This is a genomic window from Mesorhizobium sp. M6A.T.Ce.TU.002.03.1.1 (genome assembly GCF_003997275.1).
Lineage (GTDB): Bacteria > Pseudomonadota > Alphaproteobacteria > Rhizobiales > Rhizobiaceae > Mesorhizobium > Mesorhizobium mediterraneum.
Window position 1 is genome coordinate 47,508 of the sequence record NZ_RZTI01000013.1, and the last position, 22,624, is coordinate 70,131.

The 22,624-nt window shown below is 63.9% G+C and carries 23 protein-coding genes and 1 pseudogene; 10 read left to right on the forward strand and 14 right to left on the reverse strand.

The window, feature by feature from the left end:
• Positions 1 to 103: 103 nt before the first annotated feature.
• Entirely contained in the window at positions 104 to 370 is a 267-nt protein-coding gene (locus tag EOC93_RS34625) for a DUF2285 domain-containing protein (protein ID WP_127204174.1), read from the forward strand.
• 327 nt (positions 371 to 697) lie between these two features.
• On the opposite strand, the gene EOC93_RS35300 is transcribed toward EOC93_RS34625, so the two are convergent.
• Together EOC93_RS35300 and efp are read right to left on the reverse strand one after the other, a co-directional pair.
• Positions 698 to 1,294 carry a CatB-related O-acetyltransferase gene (locus tag EOC93_RS35300; RefSeq protein ID WP_127204175.1) on the reverse strand — a complete coding sequence of 199 codons (597 nt, stop codon included), beginning with the start codon at positions 1,292 to 1,294 and terminating at the stop codon, positions 698 to 700.
• 285 nt (positions 1,295 to 1,579) lie between these two features.
• Complete coding sequence (gene efp / locus EOC93_RS06600; RefSeq protein WP_095482799.1) at positions 1,580 to 2,146, reverse strand: elongation factor P; 567 nt, start codon at positions 2,144 to 2,146, stop codon at positions 1,580 to 1,582.
• 129 nt (positions 2,147 to 2,275) lie between these two features.
• Between efp and epmA the strand changes: the two genes are divergently transcribed.
• Positions 2,276 to 3,319, forward strand: a complete 1,044-nt coding sequence (gene epmA / locus EOC93_RS06605; RefSeq protein WP_127204176.1) for an EF-P lysine aminoacylase EpmA — start codon at positions 2,276 to 2,278, stop codon at positions 3,317 to 3,319.
• A 3-nt stretch (positions 3,320 to 3,322) separates the two neighbouring features.
• Here the strand turns inward: epmA and EOC93_RS06610 are convergent.
• A pseudogene (locus EOC93_RS06610) lies at positions 3,323 to 3,690 on the reverse strand (DUF559 domain-containing protein).
• Between the two features lie 184 nt (positions 3,691 to 3,874).
• The gene (locus EOC93_RS06620) at positions 3,875 to 4,471 is read right to left on the reverse strand and encodes a DUF922 domain-containing protein (RefSeq protein WP_127204177.1); all 597 of its coding nucleotides are present in this window, start codon (positions 4,469 to 4,471) and stop codon (positions 3,875 to 3,877) included.
• A gap of 238 nt (positions 4,472 to 4,709) precedes the next feature.
• On the opposite strand from EOC93_RS06620, the gene msuE reads away from it, so the two are divergent.
• The 5 genes from msuE (at position 4,710) to EOC93_RS06645 (ending at position 9,404) form a co-directional block, all read left to right on the forward strand.
• Entirely contained in the window at positions 4,710 to 5,267 is a 558-nt protein-coding gene (msuE, locus tag EOC93_RS06625) for an FMN reductase (protein WP_127204178.1), read from the forward strand.
• Between the two features lie 48 nt (positions 5,268 to 5,315).
• Positions 5,316 to 6,680 (forward strand): LLM class flavin-dependent oxidoreductase, encoded by a 1,365-nt coding sequence (locus tag EOC93_RS06630; protein WP_127204179.1) that lies wholly within the window; start codon positions 5,316 to 5,318, stop codon positions 6,678 to 6,680.
• Positions 6,681 to 6,706: 26 nt separating this feature from the next.
• Positions 6,707 to 7,555 carry an ABC transporter permease gene (locus EOC93_RS06635; RefSeq protein ID WP_095482792.1) on the forward strand — a complete coding sequence of 283 codons (849 nt, stop codon included), beginning with the start codon at positions 6,707 to 6,709 and terminating at the stop codon, positions 7,553 to 7,555.
• 72 nt (positions 7,556 to 7,627) lie between these two features.
• A complete protein-coding gene (locus EOC93_RS06640; protein WP_095482791.1) occupies positions 7,628 to 8,626 on the forward strand; it encodes an ABC transporter substrate-binding protein in 999 nt (332 codons plus the stop codon).
• 16 nt (positions 8,627 to 8,642) lie between these two features.
• Complete coding sequence (locus EOC93_RS06645) at positions 8,643 to 9,404, forward strand: ABC transporter ATP-binding protein (RefSeq protein ID WP_095482790.1); 762 nt, start codon at positions 8,643 to 8,645, stop codon at positions 9,402 to 9,404.
• A 33-nt stretch (positions 9,405 to 9,437) separates the two neighbouring features.
• Here the strand turns inward: EOC93_RS06645 and EOC93_RS06650 are convergent, their stop codons facing one another.
• The 3 genes from EOC93_RS06650 to EOC93_RS06660 all read right to left on the reverse strand — a co-directional run bounded on the left by EOC93_RS06650 (position 9,438) and on the right by EOC93_RS06660 (position 12,523).
• Positions 9,438 to 11,405 carry an acyltransferase family protein gene (locus EOC93_RS06650; protein WP_127204180.1) on the reverse strand — a complete coding sequence of 656 codons (1,968 nt, stop codon included), beginning with the start codon at positions 11,403 to 11,405 and terminating at the stop codon, positions 9,438 to 9,440.
• 282 nt (positions 11,406 to 11,687) lie between these two features.
• Positions 11,688 to 12,050, reverse strand: coding sequence for an SPW repeat protein (locus EOC93_RS06655; RefSeq protein WP_095482788.1), 363 nt, complete (start codon positions 12,048 to 12,050; stop codon positions 11,688 to 11,690).
• Positions 12,051 to 12,301: 251 nt separating this feature from the next.
• The gene (locus EOC93_RS06660; RefSeq protein WP_095482787.1) at positions 12,302 to 12,523 is read right to left on the reverse strand and encodes an alkylphosphonate utilization protein; all 222 of its coding nucleotides are present in this window, start codon (positions 12,521 to 12,523) and stop codon (positions 12,302 to 12,304) included.
• A 144-nt stretch (positions 12,524 to 12,667) separates the two neighbouring features.
• On the opposite strand from EOC93_RS06660, the gene EOC93_RS06665 reads away from it, so the two are divergent.
• Positions 12,668 to 13,021, forward strand: coding sequence for a cupin domain-containing protein (locus tag EOC93_RS06665; RefSeq protein WP_127204181.1), 354 nt, complete (start codon positions 12,668 to 12,670; stop codon positions 13,019 to 13,021).
• A gap of 155 nt (positions 13,022 to 13,176) precedes the next feature.
• On the opposite strand, the gene EOC93_RS06670 is transcribed toward EOC93_RS06665, so the two are convergent.
• Positions 13,177 to 13,407, reverse strand: coding sequence for a hypothetical protein (locus EOC93_RS06670; RefSeq protein WP_095482786.1), 231 nt, complete (start codon positions 13,405 to 13,407; stop codon positions 13,177 to 13,179).
• Between the two features lie 259 nt (positions 13,408 to 13,666).
• Positions 13,667 to 13,924: a hypothetical protein gene (locus tag EOC93_RS06675; RefSeq protein ID WP_095482785.1), complete on the reverse strand. Its 258-nt coding sequence runs from the start codon at positions 13,922 to 13,924 to the stop codon at positions 13,667 to 13,669.
• Positions 13,925 to 14,237: 313 nt separating this feature from the next.
• Here EOC93_RS06675 and EOC93_RS06680 point away from each other — a divergent pair, with 313 nt between their 5' ends.
• Together EOC93_RS06680 and EOC93_RS06685 are read left to right on the forward strand one after the other, a co-directional pair.
• Positions 14,238 to 15,167: a hypothetical protein gene (locus tag EOC93_RS06680; RefSeq protein ID WP_095482784.1), complete on the forward strand. Its 930-nt coding sequence runs from the start codon at positions 14,238 to 14,240 to the stop codon at positions 15,165 to 15,167.
• Between the two features lie 206 nt (positions 15,168 to 15,373).
• Positions 15,374 to 17,365, forward strand: coding sequence for an AI-2E family transporter (locus EOC93_RS06685; RefSeq protein ID WP_245329728.1), 1,992 nt, complete (start codon positions 15,374 to 15,376; stop codon positions 17,363 to 17,365).
• 15 nt (positions 17,366 to 17,380) lie between these two features.
• On the opposite strand, the gene EOC93_RS06690 is transcribed toward EOC93_RS06685, so the two are convergent.
• From EOC93_RS06690 to EOC93_RS06710, 5 genes are read right to left on the reverse strand one after another with little or no spacing between them, the layout of a single operon-like run.
• On the reverse strand, positions 17,381 to 18,310 hold the full coding sequence (locus EOC93_RS06690; RefSeq protein ID WP_095482782.1) for a phosphatidate cytidylyltransferase: 930 nt from the start codon (positions 18,308 to 18,310) through the stop codon (positions 17,381 to 17,383).
• Positions 18,311 to 18,332: 22 nt separating this feature from the next.
• Complete coding sequence (locus EOC93_RS06695) at positions 18,333 to 19,040, reverse strand: lysophospholipid acyltransferase family protein (RefSeq protein WP_127204182.1); 708 nt, start codon at positions 19,038 to 19,040, stop codon at positions 18,333 to 18,335.
• Positions 19,041 to 19,048: 8 nt separating this feature from the next.
• Positions 19,049 to 19,483, reverse strand: coding sequence for a hypothetical protein (locus EOC93_RS06700; RefSeq protein WP_095482780.1), 435 nt, complete (start codon positions 19,481 to 19,483; stop codon positions 19,049 to 19,051).
• Positions 19,480 to 20,820: a phosphatase PAP2/dual specificity phosphatase family protein gene (locus EOC93_RS06705; RefSeq protein ID WP_127204183.1), complete on the reverse strand. Its 1,341-nt coding sequence runs from the start codon at positions 20,818 to 20,820 to the stop codon at positions 19,480 to 19,482. The genes EOC93_RS06700 and EOC93_RS06705 overlap by 4 nt, the downstream gene beginning before the upstream one ends.
• A gap of 2 nt (positions 20,821 to 20,822) precedes the next feature.
• Positions 20,823 to 22,613, reverse strand: coding sequence for a bifunctional alpha/beta hydrolase/class I SAM-dependent methyltransferase (locus EOC93_RS06710; RefSeq protein WP_127204184.1), 1,791 nt, complete (start codon positions 22,611 to 22,613; stop codon positions 20,823 to 20,825).
• Positions 22,614 to 22,624: the final 11 nt, after the last annotated feature.

Consider the following 22,624-nt stretch of genomic DNA (forward strand, 5'->3'; position numbering starts at 1 on the left):
GGAGGGCGGCGACGCAGCGAACCTCGATCGGCCCGCGTCCTCCAATTGAAGGGCGCAGGCTTCCCCATGGCCTGTTACGGTGCGCCATTGCTGGTAGATCGCAATGTTAAAGCCGCTGTTACACCCTCATTTCGCAGACGTCGCACCGACGTCTTCGGTGCTGACCGGCTATGACGAGGACCATATGCTTACTTATATCCGGTTGCTCGATGCTTCGGCGGACGGAGCCGATTGGCGTGAGGTCGCCCACACCGTTTTGCATATTGATCCAAACCAGGAGCCAGAACGGGCATTCCGGGCCTGGGCGACGCATCTGGCGCGTGCCCGCTGGATAACTCGGAATGCGGCTTCACGCCAATCAGCACGATAGCGGCGCGGATGGCGCCCCTGGCATTTTCCATGGAACTGCCGTCCCGGTCTGCCCGTTAGATAGGAAACCAACATGGGAAAGCGCCCGATGAACTCTTGGCAAATCAACACTTTAGAGGCGTGCTGCCTGCTCGCTGTTCCGCTCTCGCTTATCCTGACGGTTCTGGTAGCGGGTCTTATCCTGGGCTGAATGCCGCGCATCCAGCCGGCTTCCATTTGAAGGCAAATCAGCTCAGCTGTTGCAGAAATCTACCTAGCGCTCCAAACCATACGCAGCACCCGCACAACCTCAGGGCTTTGGCGGAGCGTCTAGCCTTCGCAGTCAAGTTTACACCCGCCTTGAATTTTGGCGAGCCGCATAGTGCTTGGTGAAAACCTCTGCAGACAGGTCGAAGGCGGCGCGCTCCTTTTTGAACCGCGCCATGGGCCACTTCCACCACTGGATTTCAAGCAGTGCAGCAATCGTCTCGTCGGAGAACCGGCGCTTGATCACCTTGGCTGGATTGCCGCCGACAAGCGTATATGGCGCAACGTCCCTGGTCACGACGCTGCCGGCCGCAATAACTGCTCCGTCGCCGATGGTCACGCCTGAAAGGATGATCGCGCGGGCTCCGATCCAGACGTCATTGCCGACGAGGATCGGGCCTTTCGAAACAAGGTACTCCAGGTTCTTTTTTTGCCGGAAAATCCGCGACTGAAAAGGAAACGTTGAAGCCGTATCCGTTCGGTGATCGGTCTGGCTCAGAAAGAGGGCCCCTGGCCCGATAGAGCAAAATGCGCCTATCTCGACTGGTGATTCCGCCGTGCAATTGAGGAATGTCCTGCCGTGGACACCATAGGTTCCGCGTCCGATTTTAGCGTGGCGCGAGATCGCTGCGGGATCGTCTTTCAATCCCAGCCAAATCCGCAGTTTCTTGAAGGCCATCCCGGTTTACCGCCTGGATTCGGTGAGCCTGCAATCGACACCACCGTATCGATCCGCGCGACTGCCTTAAATGTCATTCCTCAAGCCCCTGCTAAGGGTGGAGCATTGCTCAAGAGAGGGCATTTCGCAAGTGCGCTATGGCCGCGCGACGGATCGGGCACCTCCCGCTAGCGCGAGGATTTCCGCGTCTCGAGCAGGACGGCGCCAGGTCGATGGCGCTGACCGAGCGCGTCGAGCACGATCCATCCTTCAATTGTTGAAGCCGATGTGGGGTGCTGAGTGCCCCTAATCCTTAGCCCGCTCCACATACGCGCCATCCGCCGTCATCACCACCACGCGGGTGCCGGCGCTGATGTGCGGCGGCACCAGCGTGCGCACGCCGTTGGAGAGCGTTGCCGGCTTGTAGGAGGAGGATGCCGTCTGGCCCTTGGTCACCGGCTCGGTCTCGACCACCTCGAAAGTGGCGCGCTGCGGCAGCACCAGCGAGATGGCGATGCCATTATACTGCGAGACCTGCACCGCCATGCCTTCCGTGAGATAGGGCGCCATCTCGCCAACCACGCTTTCCGACACCGCGACCTGGTCGTAGCTTTCCGGGTTCATGAAATGGAAGCCCTCGCCGTCGCGATAGAGGAAGGTGTGCTCGCGCTCCTCGACATAGGCGCGCTCGACCTGCTCGGTGGTGCGGTAGCGCTCCGAGACTTTCACCCCATCGGAGATGCGGCGCATGTCGAGCTGGGTCACCGGCGTGCCCTTGCCGGGATGGATGTTTTCAGCAAAGAGGATCACATAGAGCTTGCCGTCCTTTTCGACGACATTGCCTTTGCGTAGGGAACTGGCGATGACCTTCACGGGCTTTATTCCTAAGAGCGTTGACTGGCCTGGAAGCGCCGACCGGCGCAAATCGGCTGCGGGAGCCGTCCGGTGCGGACTAGCGCATCTTGGCTGCAATCGCCAGTCCTCGATGCAAATCCGCCTGTCATGACCGCCGCCTCGCCCTGGTGGACGCCCGATGTCCACACCGACCGCCGGCCGCGGCTGCTCCTGCGCAATGCCATCACTGCTGCCCTGCGCGACTGGTTTGCCCGTCGCGATTTCATCGAGGTCGAGACAGCGGCGCTGCAGGTCTCGCCAGGCAACGAGGCGCATCTGTCGGCCTTCGCCACCGAGGCGATCGGCCCGAACGGGCAGCGCCAGCCGCTCTATTTGCACACATCGCCAGAATTCGCCTGCAAGAAGCTGCTCGCCGCCGGCGAGAAGCGCATCTTCAGCCTGAGTGCCGTCTATCGCAACCGCGAGCGCGGCCCGCTACACCATCCGTCCTTCACCATGCTCGAATGGTACCGGGTTGATGAGACCTATGAGAGCCTGATGGAGGATTGTGCCGGGCTTGTCGCGCTGGCCGCCGAGCGCGCCGGCGCAAAACGCTTCTCCTTTCGCGGTCGCGAGGCCGATCCGTTCGCCGAGCCGGAACGGTTAAGCGTCGCCGAGGCTTTTTCGCGCCATGCCGGCATCGACCTGCTAGCCACGGTCGCCGCCGACGGCAGCACCGATCGCGAAACGCTGCACGCGGCTCTGGTCCAGGCGGGCTTGCGCACCGCGTCCGACGACAATTGGGCCGATCTGTTCAGCCGGGTGATGGTGGAAAAGATCGAGCCGACGCTGGGGCAGGGGCGCGCCACCATCCTTTACGGCTATCCGATTTCGGAGGCGGCACTCGCCCGGCCGAGCGCAGATGATGCGAGGACCGCCGAGCGCTTCGAGCTCTATTGCTGCGGCGTCGAGCTGGCCAACGCGTTCGGCGAGCTGACCGACGCCGCCGAGCAGCGCCGGCGCTTCATCCTAGAGATGGACGAGAAGCAGCGTGTCTATGGCGAACGCTATCCGATCGACGAGGATTTCCTCGCGGCGCTGAGCATCATGCCGCAGGCAAGCGGCGCCGCGCTCGGCTTCGACCGGCTGGTGATGCTGGCAACTGGGGCGCTGCGGGTCGAGGATGTGATGTGGACGCCGGTGGTGGAGTGAGAGTCAGCGCCTGTCCGCGCCGGCCTCGATGACTATGTGCTGGCAGACATTATCGAGGTCACGAATGACGTCGTCGTTCCAGAAGCGCAGGATGGTCCAGCCCAGCGCTTCAAGCTTTGCCGTTCTCGCGCATCCGACGCCGAGGCCTCGGCCTGGGCATGCTGGGAACCATCTAGTTCGACGATCAGCTTTCTGTCCGGGCAAGCAAAATCGACGATGTAGCCAGCGATGGGCATTTGGCGCCGAAACGCCAGTCCCATGAGGCGATGCGCTCTGATCTCGTTCCAGAGTTTCAGTTCGGCATCCGTCATGACTTTACGCATCTTGCGCGCATTGCGGCGGTTGATTGGCGGCACAGGATAGTGGCTCATCGCCGCCGACCCCCTCTGCCCTGCCGGGCATCTCCCCCTCAAGGGGGGAGATTACGCCTTCGCATCGCTCCGGCCTCAATCGCGGATGTTGAAGGACGAGGTGCGGCGTTGCGGTCAGCCGATCTCCCCCCTTGAGGGGGAGATGCCCGGCAGGGCAGAGGGGGGTGCTTCGCTCCATCCTCTCCTACCGCCCCATCAGCAAATTCACGATGAGCTGCTGCAGATTGCCGCGCGGGGCGAATTCTACCCGGTCGAAATCGCGGCTTGCCTGTCGCTGCGCCTGGGAGAGTTCGGCAAGCCGCCTGGTCATTTCGGTCCTGATTTTTTTGCAGCCGGGATCGTCGGGGACGGACAGGCCGATGGTGGCCGTCTCGATCTTGCGGACCATGTCGACGATGATGTCGCCATGCACCTTTTCGTGGGCGGCGAGGCCAGTGGCAAAAACGTCCCAGCTCTTCTGCACGGCGGCCGGCACCGGCCCGGACGTTTTGGGCAAGGTGTAGGTTATGATGAGCTTCGGCCGCGCCGATACCAGCACGCAGGCATTGCCTTGTCGCTGATAATCCCTGACCCAGGTCAACTTGAAATTGGTGTAGGCCATGGCACGGACCTTGCCTTTGCCGATCATCGGCCCCCGCTCGCCCATCGAGGCATGGAGCTGGGGACCGGTCTGTCCTGAAACGGCGTAGGTCTCGACCGTCTCAATCGGCTTCCATCCCGCCTGCGCCGGCGATGCCAACAAACAGGCCAGGAGCAGAGACGTCAGAACGGCTGTTTTCATGCGAATCCCCCGGGGCGATGCCTTTGGTGCGCTTGATCATCAACGCGTGGCCGGAATGCGGTCAAGGCGCCCTTGCCCTAAACCTCGGCGTCCGCATTGCGCGTCGAATGAACCAATCAACGGCGATGTGCCGCAAACTCAATCCGCTTGGCGGGCTCGTTTTGAAATCTTCTCGCTCATTTAATTCTATAAACTCAGTAGAGTTACTACACACAAGCCGTTTTGCGAGGAGACCGAAATGCCGAAGAAACTGGTGGTGGGGCTGTCGGGCAACCTGACCCGTCCGTCGAAGACCAAGGCATTCATCAGCCACATCGTCGCGGAAGTGTCGAGCAGCACCGGCGCAGCCTCGACCGTTTTCGACATCGAGGATCTCGGCCAATCCTTCCCGCTGGCAAGGCGCATCGGCGATCTGGATCCGCTGGCCAGGAGCATCGTCGAGCGATTGCTGGGCGCCGATGTCCTGGTGGTTGGCTCGCCGACTTTCAAAGGCAGCTACACCGGGCTTTTCAAGCATTTCTTCGACCTGCTCGACCCGTCGTCCCTGAGGGGAAAACCGGTCATCCTCGCTGCAACTGGCGGCGGCGATCGTCATTCGCTGGTTGTCGAGCATCAGCTGCGGCCGCTGTTCGGTTTCTTCGAGGCACTGACCCTCCCGACCGCGATCTACGCCTCCGACAAGGACTTCGCCGACGGCGTGCTGGTCTCCGAAGCCATCCATTCTCGCGTCAGGCAAGCGGTCGCCGAAGCATGCCGGGTGGCCGGAACGCCACGCAGCGTCGGTCTTGCCGCCTGAACGCCGGTCAGCCGATTCCCTTTCCGCACAGCACAGAAGGAACCCGCAATGACCAGACCCAGCAAGTCCAGACAGATCAAGCTTGGTGCCTTCCTGCCCGGTGGCGGACAGCATATCGCAGCCTGGCGCCATCCTGAGGCGCCGGCCGACGGCGCGACGAATTTCGAGTTCCACAGGCAGCTCGCGCTGACCGCCGAACGCGGCCTGTTCGACGCCTATTTCCTCGCCGACAATCTGACCGTTGGCCTCGGCGCCCGCGAAGGCGGCAATGCCAAGATCGCCGGGTTCGAGCCGGTGACGCTGTTTGCCGCATTGGCGCCGCTCACCACCCATCTGGGCTTCATCGCCACCGCCTCCACCACCTATGAGGAGCCGTATACGCTCGCCCGCAAATTTGCCTCGCTCGACCTTCTGTCGAATGGCCGGGCCGGCTGGAACGTCGTGACCTCGGCGGGTGACGACACCGCGCGCAATTTCAACCGCGACGTCCAGCCGAACCACGCCGAGCGCTATGCCCGCGCGCATGAGCATGTCGAGACGGTCAAGGCGCTGTGGGACAGCTGGGAAGACGACGCCTTCATCCGCGACAAGAAGTCGGGCCGCTTCTACGACAAGGACAAGCTTCACGACATCGACCACAAGGGCCAGCATTTCAGCGTCAAAGGCCCGCTCAATGTGCCGCGCCCGGTGCAAGGGCACCCGGTGGTGGTGCAGGCCGGGCAGTCGGAGGACGGCCGCAAGCTCGCCGCCCAATCGGCTGAGGTCATCTTCACCGCCCATCAGAACCTGGCCTCGGCGCAAGAATTCTATCGTGACATCAAGGCTCGTGTGAAGGCTGCCGGCCGCGATCCCGGACAGGTGCTGATCATGCCGGGCGTGGCGCCCTTCGTCGGCCGCACCGAAGCGGAAGCCCGCGCCAAGTACCAGCAGCTGAACGAGCTGATCCTGCCCGAGGATGGCGTCGCCCTGCTCAACGGGCTGGCCGGCCAGACGCTCGACATCAGCGGTTACCCGCTCGACGGACCGCTGCCGCCGAGCAAGGAAACCGAAGGCATGAAGAGTCGCCAGGCGCTGATCCGCCAGATTGCCGACGAGCACAACTTCACCATCCGCCAGCTCTACCAATGGGTGGCAACGGCCCGCGGCCACTACACCGTCATCGGCAGCGCGGTGCAGGTCGCCGATCAGCTGGAGGAATGGTTCGGCAACGAGGCCGCCGACGGCTTCAATATCCTGCCGCCATGGCTGCCTGGCGCGCTCGACGACTTTGTCGACCTGGTGATCCCCGAGCTGCAGCGCCGCGGCCTGTTCCGCACCGCCTATGAAGGCAGGACGCTGCGCGAGAATCTCGGCCTCAGGCGACCGGAAAACCCCTGGACCGCCGCCCGCTCGAAGGTGCTGGCCGCCGAATAGATTCTCTTAAAGCGAAGGGCAAGACGATGAGTTTGCAACACATCGAGCAGCGGGTCACGATCCCTGCACATGCCGACAGAACCAGCCTTGGCGCCGATTTCCCTCGCCTGGCCAATCGGACTGTCGTCCGCTTCCTGTCCCGCTACGGCATCCTGATCGCCTTCCTCGCGATCTGGCAGGTCTCGAGCCGCGCGGGATGGGTCAACGCCGCGGTATTGCCGCCGATCGACACGATCGTCATCGCATTGTGGAACGGTCTGGCCGGCGGCACCTTGCTTGGCGACATCGCCATCAGCCTGCAGCGCGCCGGCCTCGCCTTCGCGGCGGCCGTGGCGGTTGCTATCCCGCTCGGTCTGTTCATGGGCCAGGTGCGCGCCGTCGAAACCGCGCTTGATCCGATCCTGCAGGTTTTCCGGCAGACCTCGGCGCTGGCGCTCTACCCGGTGTTCATCCTGCTGCTCGGGCTGGGGGAGGCATCAAAGGTCTTCGTCATCTTCTGGGCGACGCTGTTTCCGCTGCTGCTCAACACCATCAGCGGCGTCAAGCAAGTCGATCCGAAACTGCTCGAGATGGCCCGGGTCTACGGCGCCGCGCGGCTCACCGTGTTTCGCCGTGTCGTGCTTCCAGGGGCCGTCCCGTCGATCTTCGTGGGCTTAAGGCTGAGTGCGACCACGGCGCTCTTGTTGCTGATCGCCTCCGAAATGATCGGCGCCAACAAGGGCATCGGCTTCCAGGTGATGAACGCGCAGTACAACTTCCAGATCCCGCTGATGTTTGCGGCGATCGTCATCCTCGCCGGGCTCGGCCTGATCGCCAACCAGGCCCTGGTCAGCCTGCAGCGGCGGCTCTGCCGCTGGAGCGATCCCATCGACTGACCAGCTCTCACCATCTCTCCAACAGGCCATCCTCTCCAACAGGCCAACCTCTCCAACAAGAAAGACCGGACCATGCCAATCACTCGCCGTTCCCTGCTTGCCGGCGCTCCCTTTGCCGCCGGCATCATCGCCGCCGGCCTGCCTCGCTTTGCCGCTGCGCAAGCCGCGCCGGTCACGTTGCGCTACCTTGCCAGCCGCGGCAGCATCTCGCCGCATGAGCTGGCGGACGAGCTCGGCTATTTCAAGGATTTCGGCGTCAAGCTGGAGAATGTCGGCTACTCCGGCGGCGGCCCGGAATCGCTGTTCGCGCTCGCCTCCGGCAGCGTCGATCTCGGCTCGGCCGCAACCGCTGCGGTGATCAATTCGATCTCCGGTGGCAACGACTTCGTCGCCGCCTATCCAAGCAACGGCATCAACAGCCAAGTGCGCAGCGTCTTCTACGTGCTGGAAGACAGTCCGATCAAATCGATTGCCGACATCACCGGCAAGACCATTGCGGTCAACACGCTCGGCGCCCATCTCGACTATACCGTGCGCGAGGCGCTGCACGGCGCCGGCCTGCCGCCGGATGCCGCCAACCTCGTCGTGGTGCCCGGGCCACAGCTTGAACAGACCTTGCGGTCGCGCCAGGTCGATATCGCGGCACTCGGCTATTGGCAGGCGACGTTTGCCGGCGCCCTTGTCGACAATGGCGGCGTGCGCGGCGTGTTCAACGACACCGATGTGCTGGGCGAACTGGCCGGCGGCTTCATCGTCCTGCGGCGCGACTTCATCACGGCGCATCCGGAGGGGGCCCGCAATTTCGTCGAGCAGTCGGCGCGCGCCGCCGACTGGTCGCGCCAGAACCCGGACGAGGCGCGCAAGGTGCTTGCGGACATCCTCGACAAGCGCGGCGAAAATGGCGCGCTGGCACGCTACTGGACCGGCTTCGGCCTGCGCGAAGGGGCGAAGGCTGACGATCGTGACATCGACTTCTGGGTCAGCGTGCTCGAGCGCGACGGCCGCTTGCCCAAGGGCAAGCTGAAAGCCGCTGACATCCTTTACCGGCGCGGCGAAACGAAGACCAACTGACCGGGAGACGGGCGCCATGGCCACCACAAGCGGCGGCGAGGTCACCATACGCGACCTCTCCAAATCCTTCACCCTCAGTGGGCGCCCTCTTGCCGTGCTGAGGGCGCTCAACCTTGATATCCGCTCCGGCGAATGTCTTGTCATCGTCGGCGCCAGCGGATCGGGCAAGACCACGCTGCTGCGCATTCTTGCCGGGCTGGAGGCAGCAGACAGCGGCGGGGTCGCGATCGACGGCAAGCCGGTCCATGGCGTCGGCGCCGAGCGCGCGGTCATCTTCCAGGAACCGCGCCTGTTGCCCTGGCTGACAGTGCTCGGCAACGTCGCCTTTGGCCTCGAAGTGCGGGGCGTGCCCAAGGCGGAGGCCGAGGACAAGGCCCGCTTCTATACCGCGCTCGTCGGCCTGGCCGAATTCAGCGATGCCTATCCCCGGCAGCTTTCGGGCGGCATGGCGCAGCGCGTCGGCATCGCCCGGGCCTTGACCGTGCAGCCTGAAATCCTGCTGCTCGACGAGCCGCTAGGCGCGCTCGACGCCATGACCAAGATCGGCATGCAAGAGGAGCTGGCGCGCATCTGGAGCGAGGAGAACGTCACCATGGTCATGGTCACTCATGATCTGGAGGAAGCGATCTATCTTGCGGACAGGGTGCTGATCCTGCCCAGGGAGAAAGGCGGCACGGCACGGCTGGTCGAGGTTGAGCTGCCGCGCCCCCGCGATCGCAGCGAAAGCCGGTTCGTGCGCTATCGCGAAGAACTGCTGCGTGAGTTTGGCCTGCACTGAGACGAGGGGTGAAAGGCGCGTCTTGCGCCGCCCTTATTTCTCCGCCGCCACCTTCGAGAACAGCGCGCGCTCGACCGGCGGCTCCAGCGTTTGCGCAAAGGGCGTCGCCATGTGGTGGCGATCGCGGTAGGCCAGCTTGCCGTCGATGAAGACATGGCAGGTCTTGGCGTCGCAGAACCGGTTGGTCATATCGATATAGGTCGCGTTGGGAATGGCGCGCACGATATCGCGCTCCACCGCGGCCACGGCATCGTTGGCGGCGTCGCTTCGCGGTGCGTCACATACCGACGGCGCCTGTCCGCGCCACAGCGCGCGGGCCACGCAGGTGTCGGCGAACATGCCGTTGAACGGCACATCGCGGATGAAGGCGACCTTCAGCCCGGCTTGGCTGAAGGCCTGCAGCGTCGCGCGCAGACCGGCCTGCCAGTCCTGATCCTGGGTGTCGGGCACCTTCACGTCGGGTGACAGTTTGCGCGAGCTGGTCAGCGATATCTCCGAGATCACCACCAGGCTCGGGCGCAGGGCGATGATCTCCTTGATCGATTGCTCGCGCCATTGATCGCACTCGGTGTAGTCGCGCTTCAGCTTCGAGCTCCAGACCGTCAGCCGTGAGGCCCGGCACGCGGATTTGAGCCAGGTGACGACCTTGTAATTGTTCTTCTTCGCCGCCTCGATCAGCGGCGTCGACCAGTGGTCGGCGTGCGAATCGCCGAACAGCGCGATCGAGTGCTCGGCGTTCTTGGCGCCGAACACGCAAGGCTTCGGCGTGACGGTCTCGTAGTCGAGAACGCAGCCCACCTTGGCGCGGGCAGTGGAGGGTTGTGCGGCAGTTTCGGCAATGATGCGCTGTGAGGGGTCGAGATCGTGCACGGCAAGGCGCGCATTGGCATAGGTCGCCACCACGCTGGCACCGGTCAGCATTGCGGCGGGGACAAGCGCGCGCGCCGCATTCGCCATCAGCCAGCCGTTGCGGCGGATCGGGTTCTCGATAAAATTATAGGTGAAGATCGAGAGCGCCAGCGTCAATGCTGCGCAGGCAAGCCGCCCGGGCCAGGAAAGATCGGGAACCATCATCGTCGCATAGACGATGACCGGCCAATGCCAGAGATAGAGCGAGTAGGAAAGTTTCCCCACCCATTGCAACGGCGGCAGCGCCAGCACGGCGCTGGGTCCTCTTTGAGCATTGCCGGAACCGCTGAGCAGCAGGAGCACGGTGCCGGCCACCGGCACCACCGCCGCGACGCCGGGGAAGGGGGTGTCCTGCTCGCTGAAGGTCAGATAGGCACCGGCGATCAGGGCCAGGCCAAACCATGCCAATGCTGCGCCCAGTTGTGGGCGCTCCCGCCAGAATTTTGCCGGCGCCATCGTCGCCAGGCCGCCGGCGGCAAATTCCCAGGCCCTGAGCGGCGAGAAATAGAAGGCCCAGGGCTGCGCCACGGTGGTGAGCCAGGCGCAGACGGCGAACGACACCACGCCGGCGACGCCGATCACCAGGATCGCGGCGCGCTTGCCCGGGCGCAGCCATGCGGCCAGCAGAAGCAGCCCCGGCCATACGAGGTAGAACTGCTCCTCGACCGAGAGCGACCAGAAGTGGATGAAGGGGTTGTTCGCCGCATCGGGGGCGAAATAGTCGAACGCCCAGCGGATCAGCCAGAAATTGATCGCATAGGCCGAGGCGAACATGGCGCCTTTCGAATAGAGTGCCTGTTCGTCCGGCGACAGGATGAAGTAACCTGCGACCAGCGTGACGAGGATGACGAACAGCGAGGCCGGCAGCAGGCGCCGGGCGCGCCTTGCATAGAAGCGCCACAGGTTCAGCCGGCCGTCCTCGGCGATTTCCCGCAGCAATTGGCCGGTGATCAGATAGCCGGAGATGACGAAGAAGATGTCGACGCCGGTGAAGCCGCCCGGCAGGTCCGACAGACCGAAATGGAACGCGACGACGCCCGACACCGCCAGCGCACGCAGCCCTTCGATATCAGGCCGAAACGATGCTGACACGGCGATACCTCGCGTAGGTCGTTGAAAAGCCCACCCGTTGCGAAGACTCGACGCGATGCGCGGATATTGCAATGCAACAAATCTAACGCAGTGCAACATAAGTGGAGGTTCGCGGCGTGCTCGTCGGCGTGCACATCAGCGCCGCCGTCTGCATCCGCCGCGGCGGCCGATTTTTGAGCACAAGTAGAATAACTGGCCCGGCTAGCGGGCCTGCGTACCGATCTCAGGCTTTAGAGGAGCCCGGCGCGCGAGCGGCGGGCTCCTCCCCTTGGTCGTCACCGATCACGCATGCGCCGGCGGATGATGACGCGAGTCCCAGACCGCCCAGGCCGATGCCGCAACCACCAGCACGCCGAGGACAATATGGGTCGCCATCGCGTTGGCGTTCGCCATGAAGCCGAGCAGCCAGGGCGAAACGATCAGCCAGAGCCCGACAACAAGATTTACCCACTCTTCCCACTCGGCGAATACCGAAAGCGCCGTGATAGCCAAAGCACCGAGCACAACGCCGGCGATCCAGGCGTTCCACGCAGGATTGGTTTCAGCAGCGAAGCCGAGTACCCAGGGTGAGACGAACAGGCAGACCGCAAGGATCAGGTTGATCCAGTCCTGGGCCTTCTTTCCTTCCATCACATTGTTTGCCATGACAACCTCCACAGATGAAGTTTGACCAAAGCACCACGTCGCGTGCAACGCACGCTTAGTCATTGATATATTGCGCTTTCGACGGCCTTCAAGGAGCGGCCCTGCGCGGCCATGGCGTCGTCATTTCGCACCGCAGCGATGCCGTGTCTGCCATCTGCCTGCGCGGTTCAGAAGCGCCGATTCCCAGAGGCTTCCGCTTGCAAGGTCGAGGAGCCCGCGCAGATCATGGAGCAGGCGGCGTTCTCAGCCGATCACGCCTTCTTCAGGAACTCGGTTTTCAGCACCAGGCCCTTCACCTGCTTGGTATTGCACTCGATCTCGCCCGGATTGCCGGTGAGGCGAATGTTCTTCACCAGCGTGCCGCGCTTGATCGTTTCCGACGTGCCCTTGACCTTCAAATCCTTGATCAGGGTCACGGAATCGCCCTCGTTCAGCTGGGCGCCGTTGCTGTCTTTTACGATCGCGTCTGTCATGTCGGTTCTTTCATGGGGCCGGTCCACGGACTATCCGGCGGATGGCGGCCAGGTCAAGCATGCCGGGCACCCACGTTGCCCATATCAGGTGCTTCGGCTATTGACCGACAGCCAATGCCGGCACAGGTCAAACGGAGCCCGACCATGACAGAGAAGACCATCCTCAAATTCGGCGCAATCAAAAACGGGGAGGCGGGCGATCTCGCGGGCTGGATCGTTGTCGACGGCAACCCGACCATGAAGACTGCCGTCCAGCACACTACCGAGGACGGCAAGGTCATGTCGGGAACATGGCAGGCTACCCCCGGCACCTACCACGCGACCTACAGCGACTATGAATTCGTGCACATGATATCAGGCCGCATCGTCATCACCCCCGATGGCGGCGCGCCCGTCGAAGTCGGTCCCGGCGATGCCTTCGTGGTCGAGGCCGATTTCAAGGGAACGTGGAAGATCATCGAGCCGGTCACGAAGCATTTCGTCGTCAGGATCGGCTGAGGCAGGAGGCGAGCCTGGCAATCCTGTCATGGCCCGACACGCCGCCGCCAAACCTGTCGATCCCGGGTGTGTTGATCCCCGGGGCCTGTCGGGCGCCGCAAGTGGCACGGTCGAATAAAAAGATAGAGTCCCGTCCATTAGGGATGCATGAGACTCTAGAAATTGAAATAGATCGCCGGCGGATACGGACTGGGCACATCCTTGCCGGCCGGCGCCGCCATCGCACCGGACGACGCGGTAATCCCACCGGTAGCCTTATTGTCGAGCACCGGCCGGCTTTTCTCGGCTGTGGCTGCTTTCGCATCGGCGGCAACGACTTTCGTCTTAGCCTCCACGGTTTGCGACAATGCGAGCACGGCGAGCAGTGCAGATAGGGCAAGTTTCATGACGGATCCCTCTATGGTTAACGTAAGGTTAACCCCGGCCGCCGGCCCGAACACGGCCGCTGTGTGGAAGGGCGTGGAATTCTGTGGAATTCCTGGAATATCGGCTTGTGGAAAAGTGCGGCCCGTGGGGAACGGAGCAGGTGCCGGCGCGTATTAGGCTCGCAGCCGCATCAGGCGGCCGAAGCCCGGAACGGCGCGGCCGAACACGGACATCCAGTCGCGCTTGGCCGCCGATGTCGCGGCCAGCGCCGGTGTGAGATCAATCCTTGAAGCCGGTGGAGTCGAGCAGGGCGACCTGCTTGCCGTCGATGTAAAAGCGTATCACGTGCGCGCCACCGTCGACTTCGATGCGCGTCGGCTCGATGGCCGGCTTAGCCTGCTTGCCATATGTCGCTGCAGCGCGCGAGCCGGCAGCGGCTCGCGACGGTCCGTCCGGCCCGAAGGTCAGCAGCAGCAGTGCGGCGGATCCAGCCGCAATCGCGGTGAAGGAGATTTTGGGAGATGCAGTCCAGGACATCGAATTATTCCTTCCTTGTTGAGGCGGCATCTTGCGCTGGTTGCGAGAACTCGGCTTCGCCGTCGTTCAAATGACTGAGGAAGGGTGTTGGTATTCAAGCCTACATTAGCGTGAGTTCTATACGGTTTTGCCCTTGCCCTCCGCGACCTTAGCGCCGCCTGCCGGGGCGAAAAGGGCAGGTGCGTGGAACGGCATGGATTTCTGCGGATTTCCTGGAATATCGACTTTAGGAGAGGCCCGGCCCGCGATGAATGCGGTGGGAGCAAGTGCTGGCACATGTTAAGCCTTGCGGTGGCATAAAGGGGCAGGTGGGATGGCACAGCATATCGCGCAGAAGTTACGGCTGACTGTGGCCCTGCTGGGAACCATCAGCCGCAAGGACCTTGCGGCGGCGTTCCGGAACGTCAACCCGAACACGGCGTTCGATCTCGGCCGCGCCGACAAATGGCTGCAGGGCCGCGCCCAGCCACGCCAGCTCAGCGTCTACGACGATTGGTCGAAGGTTCTCAAGCTGGAGCAGCCAGGCGCCTGGATCGCCGAGAGCGACCTGCCAGGCTTCACCGCGGCGATCTGCGCCCGCCACGGCATCGAGAGGGCCGAACTGGAACGCCGCGTCGGCGCGCAGTTCGAGGCATCGTCTGGGCATGAGGAGCGAAGCCTCGGATTGGCCCTTGCCGGAACCTATGCGTGCTATTCGCATGCTTTGTCGCCCTATTATCGCGGCCAGTTGATCAGGGGCAGCCTGTCGATTGAGACTGGGCCGGGTGCGCGCGGCCTGACTGCCGCCTATCGAGAGGTGTTGCCGACCGGACAACTGCTGGTCGGCGGTCCGGTGAGCCCGGCAAAACGCGGCCTTTATGCGTTTCTGAAGGAAACCGGCGGCGATGCCCATTTCTTCCTCTGCCTGTTCCCACAGTCGCGGCCGGGAAGCGTGCTTGGCGGCTATATGTGCGGCACCACAATCATCGGCCCGGAGCCGCAGCCATCCTTGACTAGAATCCTGATCGTCCGCTTGCGCGACCCGGTGCCCGAGGCATGGGGCGGATATCTGCCGCCCGACGGGTCGATTGCTAGGGATTTGGCATCGCTAGGCGTGACCGTCGAGCAGCCGGAAGCGGTCGACCGGCAGCTGGCGCAATTCCTCGCCGGAGACAGCGACGGTAGCGCCAGCCAGATCCCGCCGGCCGAATTCCGCGCCGTTCTCGACGTGTTCGACCGTCATTGGCTGAGCCATTCGGGCTAGGCCGGAGCTCGTCTTCTGCCTCTGCGGAACCGATCACTACGTCAGTTGTTGTGTCCGGCGATTAAAGCGCCCGTCCTGATGTCCAGTCGGACCGCCAAGCGCCCGCCCTTGCCGCTCGCGTCTTCGAACTCGCCGGCGCGAAGAAGCGGAAGTTGCACGCCGGCTCAACATGCCCGATCATGGCTATGGCAGGGCGGAGGTATCAAGTGGCGGCCAATCGTCGAAACGGCATGCACTCCGCCGAGCTTGGGGTGATGGGCGTTGTTTCCTCTGCCAGAACCCTCCCGCGCATGTCACTGCCCACCGTCGCGACTGTCGTCGCGGCGGTTGCGGCCCTGTATTTCGGGCGCGAGGTTTTCCTGCCGATCGCAATCGCTCTGCTGCTTACATTTGCGCTTGCGCCCATGGTTTCGGCACTCAAACGAGTCGGCCTTCCCCGTCTCCCGGCCGTCATCGCCAGCGTGCTGAGTGCATTCACGGTCCTTGCGCTATTCTCCTTCATTGTCGTCACTCAGGTCAGCGAACTGGCGCAGAACATCCCGCTTTACCAGTCGAATATCCTGACCAAGGTCAGGTCCCTGAAGGAAACCGGCGTCGGCGGCGGCATCATCGCCAGGCTGGGCGGGGTGATCGAACGCGTTGGCCAGGAACTCGACAGGCAGGAAGCCTCACCGCTTACCGCAGATGAGCCAGAGCGCGAGCCGGTGCCTGTCGAGATCATCGCGCGCGAAAGGCCGCTCCAGGTTCTTCAGAACCTGATCGGCCCGCTGATCAGCCCGCTAGCGTCGGCCGGCCTGATCATCGTCGTCGTCATCTTCATGCTGCTCGAGCGCGAGGACCTGCGCGATCGTTTCATACGCCTCGTCGGGTACGGTGATCTTCATCGGACCACCGAGGCGCTCCAGGAAGCGGGCAAGCGGGTCGGCCGATATCTACTCATGCAATTAGTGGTGAACATCGTCTATGCCGTGCCGATTGCATTCGGGCTTTGGGTTCTGGGCATACCGAATGCGATGCTGTGGGGCCTGCTGGCGTTGGCGCTGCGCTTTGTTCCCTATATCGGCCCGATCGTTGGTGCGCTGCTGCCTCTGTTTCTGGCGCTTGCCGTGGCTCCCGGCTGGTCGCTCGTGCTGTGGACCGCCGGGCTGTTCGTGGCCATGGAAATGATAACCGGCAACGTGGTCGAACCGTGGCTCTACGGTTCACGAACGGGGCTTTCACCATTGGCCATCATCGTTGCGGCTATCTTCTGGACCTGGCTCTGGGGGCCGCTGGGCCTGGTTCTGTCGACGCCGCTCACTGTCTGTCTCGTCGTGCTCGGCAGGCACGTGCCGCAGTTCGAATTCCTCGACGTCCTGTTCGGCAACGAACCCGTGCTCGAACCGCATGCTCGGCTCTACCAACGGCTGTTGGCCGGTGATCCAGAGGAAGCCACAGATCACGCCGAGGAGATCCTGGAGGAAAAATATCTGTTCGAATTCTACGATAAGGTCGCCATTCCCGCACTTCTGCTCGGCGAACAGGATCGCGTGCGGGGCGTCATGGGCGATGAGCAAAGACGGCAGGTGGCGGCCAGTGCGCAGACGCTGGTGGCGAACCTCGACGACAGCGCACAGGAAGAAGCAGAGGAGGAAGACCCAGCCGCCGCCGAGGAAACCGGCTCGCGCAAGGACAAGGAGACTCAGGGGGAAGGCGAGGACGACGTCGAGTTGCCTGATGGCACGGACATGGCGGTGGTGTGCGCCGGCGGACGCGGCGAACTCGACGATGCCGCCGCCGCCATGCTGGCGCAGGTGCTCGAAGTCCAGGGCGCAACGATATCGAAGGCGAGCTTTGCCGAAATGGATCCGGCGAGCATTCGCCGGCTTGAGCTCGACGCTGTCGACGCCGTTGTGGTCGGCTTTCTGAACCGTGACTCAGTCAAGCACGCCCGTTTCCTGGTTCGTCGGCTGAAACGTATCAAAAGGGCGCTACGGGTGGGCATCGTGTTCTGGTCAGCGACCGACGGCGACAACAAGGAGACAGCCGCCAAATTGGCCAACGACATCAATGCCGATTTTGTGGCCCATGGCATGGTCGATGCCGTATTGGGCGCGTTGTCGAGCGATCCGCCCGTCGCGCTGAAGGCCGCTGCCAGGCGCCGCATTCGCCGTCGGCCGCCGGCCGCCAAGAAAGCGCCGCTTGCGGCTGCAAAATAAGGCTGCAGTGCGCTGTCACGTCCAGAAATAGCGAACCGTGTGGAAGAAAACCGGGGCGGCGAAGACCAGGCTGTCGGCGCGGTCCATCATGCCGCCATGGCCCTCGATCAGATGGCCCCAGTCCTTCACCCCCTGATCGCGCTTGATGGCGGAGGCGACCAGTCCGCCGAGAAATCCCATCAGGCAGGCGATGAAGGCGACACCCGCTGCCTGGAGCGGCGAGAACGGCGTCAGGAACGACAGCAGCGCGCCGAGCAGGCTCGATGCCACCAGCCCGCCGATCAGGCCCTCCCAAGTCTTCGACGGCGATACCTTGGGCGACATCAGATGCCTGCCGAACAGCTTGCCGAAAATGTATTGCAGCACGTCGCTGCCTTGCACGGCGATGATCAGGAAAGCGATCAGCAGCAAATTGCGACCTTCGAAGCCGGGCACCTCGAGCGTCAGCAGCGCCGGCACGTGGCTGACGCAGTAGACCGAGATCATGACGGCCCATTGCTGCGCCGAGACGCGCTCGAGAAATCGTTCGGTATCGCCGTGGAGCGCGGTGATCGCCGGCATAAGCAGAAAGCAATAGACCGGGATGAATATGGTGAAGAGGCCGTACCAGGCGGTCCACACCAGCCAATACTGGAACGGGATGATGATGCCGAACATGCCGAGCAGCACCCAGTGGTCGCTGCGGCGGGTGTGCGTCAAAGTCACGAATTCGCGCAGCGCCGCAAACGAGATCAGCGCGAACAGGATGGTCATGCCGTGGCGACCGAAGAAGAAGGCGACGGTGATCGCCAGGACCATCACCCACCAGGCATTGATGCGCTGGTTGAGGTTGATCAGCGTCGAGGGCAGCGGCTTCGGCGCGCGCCACGACAGAATGCCGGCGACCAGGCTCGCCGTTATCAGCACCGCAGTGAGTCCGACAATCAGAATGAGGATCTCGCGCATTGGCATGTTGTCTGGTCGTCTCTCAGGGGTCGCAGGATGTTTTTCGGAAAGCCGGATTCCACTTTTCCGCATCATGCGCTGGCGGGCGGGGGTTCAGCGCAAGCAGCGTCTCGCGGGCGCGGTCGAGGAAGGCGCGGCGTTCCTCGCCAGGCGCAATCGCAATCGGCGCGCCGAAGACGACGCGGCAAAGCAGCGGCACGGGCACGAACTGACCCTTGGGCAGCACACGCGACATATTCTCGATCCAGCACGGGATGAGTTCGACGTCGGGCCGCGCCATCGACAGATTGTAGAGGCCGGAGCGGAACGGCAGCAGCGGCTGGTCGGTCATGTTGCGCGTGCCTTCGGGAAAGACGATCAGCGAATGGCCCTCGTCGAGCACCGACAGCATGATGGCAATTGGATTCTGCGTCTCATCTGTCCACTGCCGGTGAATGAGGACGGAGGACAGCATGTCCTGCGCGATGAAACGGCGCAGCCGCGATTTTCCCCAATAGTCGGCGGCAGCGACCGCATGGGTGCGAGCGCGCTCCTTCTCGCTGAGGCAGGCCGACAGTAGGATGAAATCGCCGTGGCTGGCATGGTTGGCGAAGTAGATGCGCTGCCGGTCCGACGGCTGGCTGCCGTTCCAGATCGGCCGCACGCCGGTCACCGCCCAGGCCAGCGCCGACAGGCCGACCGAGGTCACGGTCTGCAGCATGGTGAAGGTGCGAGTGCCGAGCTTGCTCATCGGCTGGCTCAGACAAAGGCCGCGACGAGGGACGCCGCCCCGAACAGGCCGATCGCGATGCGCTGCCTTGCCAGCAGGCGGTGCGTGCCCGCCATGCGCCGGTCGAGCGAGCGGCCGCCGGCAGAGGGAGGTTTCAGCCGCATGCGCGCCAGCACCTCGTCGACCGCGGCACCAGCTGCGGCCTCGCTGGCGTGGCTGGCCATCAGCCGGAACAGCAGCGCGTCGAAGACAAGCAAAGCAGAGTAGGCGAGGGTGGCCGCCGCGCTCGCTGCCGCGATCAGCCAGGCCGCGGCCGATATGGGCGTTGCCTGCGGCCCGGCCACCGCGCCAATGATCGGCGCGGCCATCAAGGCGGCCGCCAGCAGCAGAATCGGCCACGCCGCCTGCACCATCAGCCCGGCTGCGAACGCCTCGGCCCTGTCCTGATAGGCGTCGCTTTTCATGCCGGCTCGTCCACCCTGATCTGAAGATGCACCGGCCGGCCCGATGCTGCGAGCCGCTTGTGCGCCTGCGCCGGCGTCGGCGAGCGGCCAGTGGCAACCAGCCATTCAGCAACGACGCCGGCGCTGCGCTGGAAACCGAGCGCGCAGCAGACCAGCACGGTGCCGTGGCTGCGAGCCGCTTCGATCGCCGCCACCGCTTGCGCTCGCGCCTCTGGCGACGGCGGCAAAAGATCGAGCATGGCGATACCTATCCAGCGACAGGTCACGCCGCGCGGCCTTTCCAGCTCGCCGGCAAGGTCGATCACCGTGCCGAAAGTGTCGGCCTCAGCAGCTGTCGGAAAGCGGCCGAGGAAGACGTCGTCGGCGACCACAATCTGCGCCGGCAGCGTGCGCGTCCACGCCCAGACATTGATCCTTGCGCCAAGCCGGTAAGGCAGCAGCAAAATACGGCTGGCCAGCGAGGCGCTGCCGTCGGCCGCTTTCTGAAACACCTTGGCGCCGGCCCCGGCATAGGCGAAGGCGACGATGGCCAGCGCCAGCGCGGGCCACAAAAGGATGAGCCACAGCGCCGAGACAAAGGCGCCGGCAACGGTGCCGGCCAGCGCCAGCGCCGCGCCAAGCGCATAGAACCGAGCCAACCGCCGGGCCTTGGCATCGGCGGCTAGGTGGAAGCCGGCGAACGGCAATTCGCCCTCGCGCGGGAACAGCCACAGGGCAAAGAAGCCGAGCAGCGCGCCTGTCGGGATATCGATGACATGGTGCTGCCATGTCGTCAGCACCGAGGCGCCGATCAGCAGACACCAGGCATGCCAGACGATGCTGGTCGCGCCTTTGAGCCGATAACGCCAGTGATCCCAGATGATGACCAGCAGCGCAATGTGCAGCGACGGCGCCTGGTTGAACGGCTTGTCGAAGCCGCCGAGCACAGCGAACATGAAGCCCGGCAGGCCGGATGTTTGCGGCCGCATGAAGGTCGCGGTCAGCGGGAAGACGATGAAGCAGGCGACGGCGACGATCTGGGCGGTGAGATAGCGGCCGGCGAGACGGTCGACGCCGCTCTTGGTATCGTTCAACAGCAGCGACAGGCCGTAGAACAGGTTGATCGACCAGTAGGGCACGATCGTCCAGGCGATGAACGGGACGGCGCGCTCCCAGGCGAAGACGATGCTGCCGACATCGTCGCGCTGCGACGCCAGCCAGTTGGCGAAACCGTAGGTCGCGTAGAAGAACGGCGCCAGAAACGCCAGCCACAATGCCGCCCGCAGCACGATCCCGGCGTACGGCTCGCGCGCAGGAGCAGAAAGGGCAGGGTCAGCGCCAAGGATAGGCACGACCATGCTCAGACGCGCCGCGCGACGGAAACGGTGAAGATGCCCCACTGGTCGATGCGCTGGTCGAGTTTCTCGAAGCCGGCCGCCGCCACCAGCTGGTCCATCTCGCCTTGCGTGCGCCGGCGCATCACCCAGGCCTGGCCGCCGCGATGCGAGGTAAGGCTGCGCGCGATCATTTCGAGCTGCGGATGCCAGGGCTGGTTGGTGTAGAGAAGCAGGCTGCCGGGCTGCATCGCCTTGGCCAGCCCGTCCAGCGAGCGGGCAATCATGGTGTTGTCGGAAAACAACTCATAGAGTCCGGAGACGATGGCGAGGTCCGGCGCCGGCTTCAGCCCGGCAAGCATTTTGGGGTCGAAGGCGTCGGCCTGATGAAACGAGACGCTGGTCGGCAGGTGCCGCTCGGCGATCAGCTTGCAGCCGCGCGAAACGTTGAGGTCGGAGAAATCCTGTAGCCGCACGCTGGCCGGCGGCACTGCGCATTTGGCGACGGCGTCGAGCACGTAGCGGCCGTGGCCGGCGGCGATATCGACGATATGGACCGGGCGGCCCGCGGCCTGCAGCGTCTCGGTGGCGCTGCCGATCAGCTCTTCCAGATTGAGCTTGCGCTGCCGGATGCCGCGCCAGCCGATGGCGTCGAGAAAGGTGCGGTCGATCATGCGGCCGAGCGGGCTGCTGCCCCGCGCCTCGTTCTCGTAGACATAGTCGAGCGTCGAGCCGGAATCGAAGCCGGTGGCAATGCCTGTCTGCAGGCCTGATGACAGCCATGCGCCCATGCGGATCGAGGCACGGCTCATTGCCCAATAGAGGCCCTTGGGCGATAGCAGCGGCAGCGGCGAGGCGAGCCGGTCGGCCTCGTCGCGCGTGTAGCCGGCGCGGTCGGCCGCGGTCAGGTCGACCGGCTTCGCTGACGTCGCGAACTGTCTTTCGAGGAACGGCTTGATCAGGTCGAGCGCTTGGCTGCGGTCGCGTTCGCCCAGCGTGTCGTGGAAGAAGCCGGGCAGCACGTGCCGTTCCTTGGCCGGGCTGGCGAGATTGACGAAGAACTCGTGCTGCGGTGCGTGCCGCACCACCCAGTCGCTGCCCGAGATCAGCAATTGCGTCGGCACAGTGATGGCGCGGGCATCCGAGACGATGCGCGCGGCGTGGTCGTAAAGCTCGACCAGGACGTTGGAAGCGATCGGCCGCGTGATCAGCGGATCGGCCTCGAAGGAAGCGATGCGCTCGGCGTCATGGGTCAGGAACTTGGCCTTGACGTAGGAATTGACGAAGAAGCGCCCCTTGATCTTTTGCCACAGCGCGATGCCTTGCTTGGCGAAAGGCACGTAGAGCTTGACCGAAAAGGCCGGCGAGGCCAGCACCAAAGCGCGAATCTGCGGCGCATAATCATGCACCCAGGCGGCGGCGAGCACGGCGCCGAAGGATTGCGCGATCAGGGCGATGTCACGCTGGCCAAAACCGTCGCTGCCGATCTCACGCACGAAACAATCGATGTCGCGCACCAACGCGGCAAAGGACGGCGCGTAGCCGCGCTCGCCGGCCGAGCGGCCATTGCCGCGCGCGTCCCAAGCGTAGAAGGCATGGTCGGGCATGTCGAGTTCGTCGACCAGATGCGCCATGCGGCCGCCATGCTCGTGGCCGCGGTGAAACAGCAGAACCGCGCCCTTGGCGGGTTGCCCGACAGCCGGCCAGTAGCGGTAGAAGATCTCGGTGCCGTCATGGCTCCCGAAGACGCGCTCCTGCGCGACCCGCTTGAGGCTTGCCAAAGCCGCGGCGGCGGCGATCGTCTGTTCGTGAAGCATGTTTTCCCCTA